The 9,556-nt window shown below is 67.0% G+C and carries 9 protein-coding genes and 1 tRNA gene; 7 read left to right on the top strand and 3 right to left on the bottom strand.

The window, feature by feature from the left end; genetic code table 11:
- Both VHB27_RS13495 and VHB27_RS13500 read left to right on the top strand, forming a co-directional pair.
- Positions 1–634 (top strand): MBL fold metallo-hydrolase (locus VHB27_RS13495; protein WP_325601219.1); only part of this gene is annotated, 634 nt, incomplete at its 5' end.
- 3 nt (positions 635–637) lie between these two features.
- Positions 638–784, top strand: coding sequence for a hypothetical protein (locus VHB27_RS13500; protein WP_325601221.1), 147 nt, complete (start codon positions 638–640; stop codon positions 782–784).
- 33 nt (positions 785–817) lie between these two features.
- Here VHB27_RS13500 and oxc read toward each other — a convergent pair whose 3' ends face one another.
- A complete protein-coding gene (gene oxc, locus VHB27_RS13505; protein WP_325601223.1) occupies positions 818–2,476 on the bottom strand; it encodes an oxalyl-CoA decarboxylase in 1,659 nt (552 codons plus the stop codon).
- Positions 2,477–2,597: 121 nt separating this feature from the next.
- On the opposite strand from oxc, the gene VHB27_RS13510 reads away from it, so the two are divergent.
- From VHB27_RS13510 to VHB27_RS13520, 3 genes are all read left to right on the top strand, one after another.
- Positions 2,598–3,398 (top strand): alpha/beta fold hydrolase, encoded by an 801-nt coding sequence (locus tag VHB27_RS13510; protein WP_325601225.1) that lies wholly within the window; start codon positions 2,598–2,600, stop codon positions 3,396–3,398.
- The gene (locus VHB27_RS13515; protein ID WP_325601227.1) at positions 3,395–4,501 is read left to right on the top strand and encodes a 5-methyltetrahydropteroyltriglutamate--homocysteine S-methyltransferase; all 1,107 of its coding nucleotides are present in this window, start codon (positions 3,395–3,397) and stop codon (positions 4,499–4,501) included. The genes VHB27_RS13510 and VHB27_RS13515 overlap by 4 nt, the downstream gene beginning before the upstream one ends.
- A 339-nt stretch (positions 4,502–4,840) precedes the next feature.
- The gene (locus VHB27_RS13520) at positions 4,841–6,046 is read left to right on the top strand and encodes a metallophosphoesterase family protein (RefSeq protein ID WP_325601229.1); all 1,206 of its coding nucleotides are present in this window, start codon (positions 4,841–4,843) and stop codon (positions 6,044–6,046) included.
- A 12-nt stretch (positions 6,047–6,058) separates the two neighbouring features.
- Here VHB27_RS13520 and VHB27_RS13525 read toward each other — a convergent pair whose 3' ends face one another.
- Both VHB27_RS13525 and VHB27_RS13530 read right to left on the bottom strand, forming a co-directional pair.
- On the bottom strand, positions 6,059–6,337 hold the full coding sequence (locus tag VHB27_RS13525; RefSeq protein ID WP_325601231.1) for a hypothetical protein: 279 nt from the start codon (positions 6,335–6,337) through the stop codon (positions 6,059–6,061).
- 95 nt (positions 6,338–6,432) lie between these two features.
- Entirely contained in the window at positions 6,433–8,136 is a 1,704-nt protein-coding gene (locus VHB27_RS13530) for a transglycosylase domain-containing protein (protein WP_325601233.1), read from the bottom strand.
- A gap of 238 nt (positions 8,137–8,374) precedes the next feature.
- Here VHB27_RS13530 and VHB27_RS13535 point away from each other — a divergent pair, with 238 nt between their 5' ends.
- Both VHB27_RS13535 and VHB27_RS13540 read left to right on the top strand, forming a co-directional pair.
- A complete protein-coding gene (locus tag VHB27_RS13535; RefSeq protein WP_325601235.1) occupies positions 8,375–9,277 on the top strand; it encodes an NAD(P)-dependent oxidoreductase in 903 nt (300 codons plus the stop codon).
- Between the two features lie 51 nt (positions 9,278–9,328).
- Positions 9,329–9,412 (top strand) — tRNA-Leu (locus VHB27_RS13540).
- Positions 9,413–9,556: the final 144 nt, after the last annotated feature.

A 9,556-nucleotide genomic window follows, 5' to 3' on the forward strand; every position in this document is an offset into this window, starting at 1 on the left:
CCTGGGCCATGCGAGCTTCGAGATCGTCTCGCCCGGCGGCGTGCGCGCGGTCACCGACTATAACGGCGTCAACATCCCCGACGCGCCGCCGGACATCGCGACGATGAACCACGCGCATTCGACGCATTTCACGCTGCACCCCGATCCGCGTATTCCCCATGTGCTGCACGGCTGGTCCGAGGACGGGTCGATGCCGGTCATCGACCTGACCGTCGGGGACATGCACGTGACCAACCTGGCGACCAATATCCGCACCTGGGACGGCGGCACGGAGCGGTACGGCAACTCGATCTTCGTGTTCGAGACGGGCGGGCTGTGCATCGCTCATTTGTCGCACCTGCATCATCTGCTGGAGCCCAAGGACCTGGACGCGCTGGGACGCATCGACGTGGTGATGGTGGCGGTCGACGGGCTCTGGACCATGAGCCAGCAGGACGCCGCCGCGGTGGTGGAGCAGTTGCAGCCGCGGGTGGTGCTGCCGATGCATTACTTCACGACGGACGTGCTGGACCGGTTCCTGGACCTGGAACGGGGGAAATACGCGATCGACGTGCGCAAGACGCCGGCGATGCGGTTATCGCGGGAGACGCTGCCGGCGGCGCCGACGGTGGTGGTGCTGCCCGGGGGGTATTAGGACATGCGCCTATCCGGTCCCGACGACGAGACCCTGATCCGGGTGATCGGCATCCCCAAGGAGCGGCCGGTGCAAGAAAGCCCGACAAAGCGAGTTACCGAGATCAACCGGATTTTGCGGTCGGCGATGGACGCGGACACGGGACGATAGGTCCCGCACCCTGGGCATCCTTATTGGGCATCCCTATGACGTATGCCAGCCGAACTTCTGCGGCTTCCGGCCGGCTTCGGGGTTCAGCAGCACGTTGACCAGCGCCGGGCCCTTGAACGCCATCGCCTCGTCCAGCACGCCGCGCAGCTTCGTCGGGTCCTCGACATGCCAACCCCTGCCGCCGAATGCCTCCATCATCTTGTCATAGCGCGCGCCCCAGATCAGCGCCCGCGGCGGGATCTTGGTCTTGTCGTCGGGCAGAGGCCCCACCCCGCCGCCGATGCCGCCATTGTTCAGCACGACGATCTTGACCGGCAGGTTGTAGCGGCAGGCCGTCTCGATCTCCATGCCCGAGAAGCCGATCGCCGAATCGCCGGACACCGACACGGTCGGCCGGTCCGGATGCACCACCGCGGCGGCGATCGTGAAGCCCATGCCGATGCCCATCGTGCCATAGCTGCCGGCGTCCAGCCGAACCCGAGCCTCTTTGTTCGGCATCTGGGTGCGGCCGATATCCATCGTATTGGCGCCCTCGCCGATGATCACCGCATTCTGGGGCAGCCAGGCGCTGATGTCCTTGAACGCGCGGTAATAGTTCATCGGATGGCTGTCGTCGTCCGCCATCGGCTTGATCTGCTTGGCATTGGCGGCCGATTTCTCGGCGATGGCGGCGTGCCAGGGCGTGTCCTTGGGATAGAACCACTGCCGGTTCGCCAGCGCCTTGTTCATCTGCCCCACGATCGCGCGGCCATCGCCCACCAGCCCGACCTCGGCCGGCACGTTCTGGCTGATCGCCTCCGGCGCGATGTCGACCTGCACGATCCGCACGTTCCTGTTGAACCGGGGCGGCAGGCCGAAATGCATGATCCAGTTGAGGCGCGCGCCCAGCAGGACGATGACGTCGGCTTCCTGCAACGCGTGGGAGCGGGCGGCGCCCACCGACAGCGGGTGGCTGTCGTCCATCACGCCCTTGCCCATGGGGGAGGCCAGGAACGGCACCTGGGTGCGTTCGATGAATTTGCGCACCTCGTCCTCGGCGCGGGACCAGGCCATGCCCTTGCCGACGATCACCAGCGGGCGTTCGGCCGATTCCAGCACGTTCAGCGCCTGCTCGACATCCGCGTCCAGCGCCTGCATGCGCGGCGGATCGGCAACTGTGGCGGCCTGGTGGACCTTTTCCTCGTCCACTTCGCCCAGGATGATGTCGTCGGGCATGTCCAGGTAGGTCGCGCCCGGCCGGCCGTAGATCGAATACCGCGTGGCCATTTCGACATAGAACGGGACGCGGTGCACATGCTCGACCGCATGGGCGAACTTGCAGAACGGGGAGGCGATCTGGACCTGCCGCTCCTCCTGGAACGCGCCCATGCCGTTCTGGTAGGTGGCCGAGGCGCCGCCGATCAGGATCATCGGCCAGCAATTCTGCTGCGCGTTCGCCAGCCCCGCCAGCCCATGCACGACGCCCGGGCCGGAGACGACCAGCGCGGCCCCCGGCCGGCCGGTCAGGTAGCCGACCGCCTGCGCGGCATAGGATGCCGACTGCTCGTTGCGCATGCCGATATAGCGGATGCCGGCCTCCTGCGCGGCGGCGGCGATCGGCTGCACCGGGAAGCCGACGATGCCGAACATATACTCGACGCCCTGCTGCTTGAGGCTGCGCGCCATCAGCGTGGCGCCGTTGACTTTGGCCATTGCGGTCCCTCCCTAATTTGCTTGCCGCGAGACTGCGCGCCATCTTGCCCTTCGGCAAGTCCTGGACTGGACCGTTCGGCTACACGGCGCTAATGCGCTGGACATCAACGGGAGGATGACGATGCGCCGCCAGCTTGCCGTCGAAGACGGCACCGTATCGATCGTGACGGTGATCGACGAAACCCATACGGGTCCGGCGCCGGCTTTGGTGCTGCTGCCGTCGTCGTCGCGGGACTCGCTCGATTTCGACGACATCGCCGAACGCTTCGCCGCCGTCGGCTACCGCGTGCTGCGGCCGCAGCCGCGCGGCATGGCGGGCAGCACCGGGCCGATGACGGGGCTGACGCTGCACGATTTCGCGCGCGACGTGGCGCTGGCGATCGAACGCCTGGCCGGTGGGCCGGCCTTCGTGCTGGGCCATGCTTTCGGCCAATGGATCGGCCGCAGCGTCGCCGCCGATCATCCGCACCTGGTGCGCGGCGTCATCCTGGCCGCTGCCGCGGCGAAATCGGCCAATCCGGCACTGCGTGAGGAACTGGCGAAATGCGTCGACGTCGCGTTGCCCGACGCGGTGCGGCTGGCGGCGCTGCGCGTGGCCTTTTTCGCCCCGGACCATGATCCGGCGTCCTGGCTGGACAACTGGCATCCGGACGCCGCGAAGGCCCAGCGTGCCGCCAGCGCGGCCACGCCCGTAACGGACTGGTGGACGGCCGGATCGGCGCCCGTGCTCGATATCCAGGCGGAGCATGATCCGTGGCGTCCGGCCGAGACGCGGAACGGGATACGCGACGACCTCGGCGCGGACCGCGTCACCGTCGTGCTGATCCAGGACGCCAGCCACGCCCTGATCCCGGAGCAGCCCGAGGCCGTGGTGCAGGCAGTGCTGGCCTGGACCCGCCGCATCGCAGGAGAGCCAGCATGACGTCGCCGCCATACCGAGCCGATCACGTCGGCAGCTTGTTGCGCCCGAAACTGTTGCAGGAGGCACGAGCGAAATGGAAGGCCGGGCAACTGCCGGCTGATGCCCTGAAGACGGTGGAGGACCGCTGCATCGCCGAGGCGATCGCCAGGCAGGAGGCGATCGGCCTGCGTGCCGCCACCGACGGGGAGTATCGGCGTGCGTATTGGCACTATGATTTCGTCGCCGGCCTCGACGGTGTCGAGATCTATGAGCCGGAGCAGAAGATCCAGTTCCAGGGCGGCGTGCCGTTGGGACACAAGCTGCGGGTGAACGGCCGGATCGCCTGGTCGAAACCGGTGATGATCGACCACTTCGCCTACCTGAAGTCGCATGTGAAGACTGCGGTGCCGAAGCAGACCATCCCGTCGCCCTCGGTCGTGCATTTCCGGGGCGGACGGGACGCGATCGACGCGGCCGTCTATCCGACGCTTGCCCCGTTCTTCGATGACCTCGGCGCCGCCTACCGCAAGGCGGTGGCGGCGTTCGGGGAGGCCGGGTGCACATACCTGCAACTGGACGAAGTCAACATCGCCTATCTGTGCGATCCCGAACAGATCGCCATGCTGAAGGCGCGGGGCGAGCATGTCGAAGACCTGCTGGGCATCTACGCGCGCATGCTGAACGAGGCGATCGCCGGCAAGCCGGCCGGGATGACCATCTCCATGCATCTCTGCCGGGGCAATTTCCGCTCCACATGGGTGGCCAAGGGCGGATACGAACCGGTGGCCGAGGTGCTGTTCAACCAGATCGATTCGGATGCGTATTTCATGGAATACGATACCGACCGGGCCGGCGGTTTCGAGCCCCTGCGCTTCGTGCCGCGTGGCCGGAAGATCGTGGTGCTGGGGATCATGACCAGCAAGACCGGCGAACTGGAAACGACGGACGCGCTGAAGCGGCGGATCGACGAAGCGGCGAAATACTTGCCGTTGGAACAATTGGCGCTGTCCCCGCAATGCGGGTTCGCTTCGACCGAGGAAGGCAACACGCTGACCGAAGACGAGCAGTGGCGCAAGCTGGAACGCTGCGTCGAGGTCGCTCGGGATGTCTGGGGCGGGGTTTGATGCAAGCGGGTCGGCGTTGAGATAAGGGGCCGCGAGGCTGTCCTGCCGGCCGGCGGAAGTCGGCCGTCGACGACTTGACGGCGGTGGTTGAGAGAAGTCCGCGGATAGTCCGCTTCTTCCGACCGCGATGGGCATCTGCCGGTGCCGCGGAATATTCACTTGACCGCGGCCGTGCCCACGCCCTACCGTTATCGATAACAAACGATAATGTGTCCCCAAGTAAAATGTCAGTCCGATGACACCCGCGCAGGGGCGCGACTGAGCAACCCGACAGCGTCGTTCCAAGCCGACCGCGATCCGGACGCCCTCCGTCCGCCTCGGCATTGAAGGGAGACAGCCATGAGCCGAAACACCCACGCGACCGGCCGCGGGACGGGCAGCCGTCAGACCCACGTCCCGTCCCAGCCCGGCCACTTTCCCGTCCAGGCCAAGCAGAAATTCGTCGATCCGCATTTCCCCTTCCAACCGCTGCCGACGCCGAACGCGGCCGCACCCTATCGCTATGACCTGTCGCGGTTCCTGTCCGCCGAGGACATCGGCCACATCAAGACCGCCGGCAGCATGGTGTTCCACACCGTCGGCGACACGGGCGACTTCCGCGGCCGTGTCCAGGACTTCGTCGCCGAGATGATGACCGACGACGCCAATGCACAGGCGGACAACAAGAAGCCGGCGTTCTTCTATCATCTTGGGGACGTCGTCTACTTCGCCGGCGACATCGACATGTATGGCGACAATTTCTATGAGACGTACAAGGACTATCCCGGCTTCATCGTCTCCATTCCCGGCAACCACGATTGCCAGCCCGACGACCCGCAGGACGGACCGGTCGACCCCGACAAGGTCCCGCTCGACGGTTGGGTCAAGAACTTCATGTCAAAGGACCCACATCAACTTGGCTCCCTAAAGACATCTTCCGCTCGGACTCAAATGGACTTGCCCAACGTCTATTGGACGTTCACCACGCCGTTCGCCACCATCATCGGCCTGTTCTCGAACGTCGGCGAAATCGAGGGCGCGTTCGACGACAAGCAGATCGCCTGGTTCAAAAGCGAACTGAAGGCGGCGGACCCGAACCTGGCGCTGGTGGTCGCGGTGCACCATCCGCCCTATTCCGGCGATACGGAGCATTCCGGCAGCACGATCGTGCACAAGGTCCTGTTCGACAGCTTCGAGGCGGTGGGGCGCTATCCGCACCTGGTCCTCTCCGGCCATGTGCACAACTACCAGCGCTTCACCGTCACCGTCCAAGGCGGCGACGGGCCGGTGACGGTCCCCTGCATCGTTGCCGGCGCCGGCGGCTACACCAAGCTGGGCAAGCTGCACAAGATCGATGGCGCATTTCCCGAGGCGCCGCTCACGCTCGACGACGGCCTGACCTTGGAACAATACGACCAGGACAATTTCGGTTTCCTGCGCATCGAGGTTGGCGCAAAAACCATCACCGGCACCTACTTCTCGGCCCCCTACAATGTCGGCGGCCCGCCGCAAGTGACGCAGGTCGATCAGTTCCACATCGACCTCGCCTCACACGCGGTCGGTTGACTGGCGGGCGCGTTACGGGACCGACGGATTCTGCGTGAAATCGGGAAGGCTTTTCGTGCCCATCCCCTCCTGCCGCAGCAGGCGGCGGTCGATGGCTTCGACCTCCCGGTTTTCCTTCTGTTCCTGGGCCTGCGTGGGCGTCACGCCGGCCTGCCGCTCCGCGGGGCGAACCTCGGACGGTGTCGGCTGGTAGTCGTTGCCATTGGCACGATCGCCGGTGTCTCGGGCCACGGCCGGGGCGGCGGTCAGGGTCAGCAGAACAAGGACCATGATAGAACTGGAGCGCGCCATCGGCGTACCTCCTTCCTCGCACCCGAGGATAGATCGGGGGCCGGCGGGGACTTTCAAGGCGTGCCGCGGAAGGATGGGATCGACGCCGGTCGGCGTCATTCGGTCCCGACAGCGATGTCGTGAAACAGCCGGGCGGGCAGGGTGCCCCCCATGACGTTCTTCATCGGCTGGCCGTCGTCGTTGCCCAGCCAGATCCCGATCAGGTCGTTGTGTACGAAACCAATGAACCAGGCGTCGCGCGAGTCCTGCGTCGTGCCTGTCTTGCCGGCCACGAACTGCCCCGGAATGGCCGCCGCGCGGGCGGTGCCGCGATTGACCACGGCGGCCAGCATCCGGGCCATCATGTTCGCCTCCTCGGGCGGGATGACCTGTTCGGGCGGCGTTTCCATCTGGTCCAGCCCGAACGGCGTGACCCGGCGCCCGCCGTTGAAGAACGGTGCGTAGGCGGCGGTCAGTTCCATCAGCCCGACCTCGCCGGTGCCCAGCGCCAGGGTCGCGTTGCCCGGCAGCTTGTCGCCGATGCCCAACCGCGCGGCGGTGGCCGCGACGGCGCGCGGGCCGCCGAACTTCAGCAGCAGGCGGACGGAGGCGGTGTTGATCGACTGTGCCAGCGCCTCCTCCAGCGTGATCTCGCCCAGGTAGTGGCGCTCGAAATCCATCGGGTGCCAGGTGCCGACGCTGATCGGTGCGTCGAGCACCGTGTCTTCCGGCGTCATCCCGTTTTCCAGCGCGTTCAGCCAGACGAAGGGCTTGAACGCCGATCCCGGCTGCCGCCGCGCCAGTACCGCACGGTTGTACGGGCCGTCACGGTAGCTGCGTCCGCCCACCATGGCACGCACCGCACCCGTCGCGGCATCGAGCATCACCACCGCACCCTGGGTGGCGTTGACGGCGGCGCCGGGACCGGCCAGCAGCGCCGACAGCCGCGTTTCCGCCACGGCCTGGTCGCGGGCGTCCAACGTGGTGCGCAGCGTCGCGTCCACGCCGGGTGCGAGCAGGCTTTCGGACCTGTCGGCGATCCAGTCGGCGAACCAGCCGGGCGAGGTCGGATTGGGCGGGAAGGTGATCCGGGCTGCGGCGGCCTGGGCCTGGGCTTCGGTGATCGCGTTGTTGGCGACCATCGCGGCCAGCACCTCCTTGGCGCGGGCGACGGCCGCCTGCGGATTGACGCGCGGGTTGAAGCGTGACGGCGCGCGCGGCAGTCCCGCCAGCACCGCCGCCTGCGCCAGCGTCACATGCCGGGCGGAGACGCCGAAATAGACCCGAGCGGCGGCATCCATGCCCCAGGCGCCGGCGCCGAGATAGACGCGGTTGAGGTAGATTTCGAGGATCTCGTCCTTGGTGAAATGCCGCTCCAACCATAGCGTCAGGAACAGCTCCTGCACCTTGCGCCCGACCGTGCGGGCATTGGTCAGGAACAGCGTCTTGGCGACCTGCTGGGTCAGGGTGGATCCCCCCTGAACGACGCGGCCGGCCATCGCGTCCACCCACAGTGCACGCGCCATGCCGATCAGGTCGATGCCGGGATGCTCGAAGAAGCGCCGGTCCTCCACCGCGACGACGGCGGCAGGCAGGAACGGGGAGAACTGGTTGAGGCGCAGCGGCTCGCCCACAAGGTCGCCGTAGTTGGCGATGACGTGCCCCGACCGGTCCTGCAGCGTCAGGCTGGGACGGCGGACGGCGTCGAGGGCGGATTCGGGGCGAGGCAGGTCGCGGCAGAACCAGAGGACGACCAGCACGACGGCGAGGCTGCCCCAGACGCCGAGGATGATGCTCCAGCGCACCAGCCACCCCAGCACGCGCCGGCGGCGTGCCGACGCTTTGCGTGTGGAGTCCTTGCGAGCGGAGCCCCTGCGTCCGGACCCTTTGCGTCCGGAGGGGGCCGGTTCGCCGGGGTAAAAGCGGGGAACGATCGGGGCTGGGCGCGGCATCCGGATTGCATCGTATCACAGTCGCGGCCGATCCGCGGTGGCCGCTTGCCGCTCGGATGATCGTTGCGCAGAGTTGTGGCAGATTGGTGTCAGGGAGTTAGGTGCGATGAACGGTCTCTTTCTGGATGCGGTCGACGATCTGGCCGCCGTCTTCCATCGCGTCGTCCGCCCGACCGACCCACCGATGGACGTGGTCGAACGCGGCGCCATCGCACCCGAGGAGCTGGCGGCGATGACCGCCGGCTATGATTTCATCTTCGACGACCACACCCAGTTGCCGACACGGGCGATGAAGGCCTGCAAGAGCCTGAAGCACGTCATCTTCCTGGGCACCGGCGCGCGCAGCTACATGAACCCCGAGGAGCTGGCGGACATCGGCATCACGGTCCACATCATCAAGGGCTATGGCGACACGGCCGTCGCGGAACACACGATCGCCCTGATGTGGGCGGCGGCGCGCGGCCTGGCGCGGATGGACGGCGGGATGCGCGCCGGCCACTGGATCCGTGCCGAGGGGATGGAACTGACCGGAAAGACCCTCGGCCTGCTGGGCTTCGGCGGCATCGCGGCCGAGGTCGCCCGCATCGCCGCCGGATCGGGCATGCGCGTGCTGGCCTGGAACCGCTCGCCCAAGACCGCACAGGGCGTGACGTTCGTCGACCTGGATACGCTGCTGGCGGAGAGCCAGGTCCTGTCGGTCCACCTGCTGCTGAACGATGAGACGCGGGGGTTCCTGTCGGCGGACCGCATCGCGAAGCTGCGGCCGGGGACGGTGCTGGTGAATACGGCGCGGGGCGCGATCGTCGACGAAGCGGCGATGATCGCGGCGCTGCGGTCGGGGCACCTGCGGCACGCGGCGCTGGACGTGTTCAACACGGAACCCCTGCCGGCCGGGCATGAGCTGACGACTCTGGAGAACGTGACCCTGTCGGCGCACAGCGCGTTCCGGACGCCGGAGGCGAGCGAGAACCTGCTGCGGATGGCGCTGGATATCGCGTGCGGATTGTGAGAGGACGACAGACTGGCGCTTAGTGTCCCACCAGGATACTTCTGGGATCATGCCCGCCTGGCGGAATGGTAGACGCAGCGGACTTAAAATCCGCGGGAGTAATCCGTGCCGGTTCGAGTCCGGCGGTGGGCACCATGCAGGCACTAAGACAGGCGGAATGGGCGCCTATGGACGGATCCCAACGGCCGCCGGCGTTACGCCTCGCTCTCCAACTGCACCCGCGCGGCCTCCAGCGCGGCGGCGCCCTCGGGCGGCAGGACGGGAAAGCGCAGGTCCAAT

This window comes from Rhodopila sp. (assembly GCF_035548235.1).
Lineage (GTDB): Bacteria > Pseudomonadota > Alphaproteobacteria > Acetobacterales > Acetobacteraceae > Rhodopila.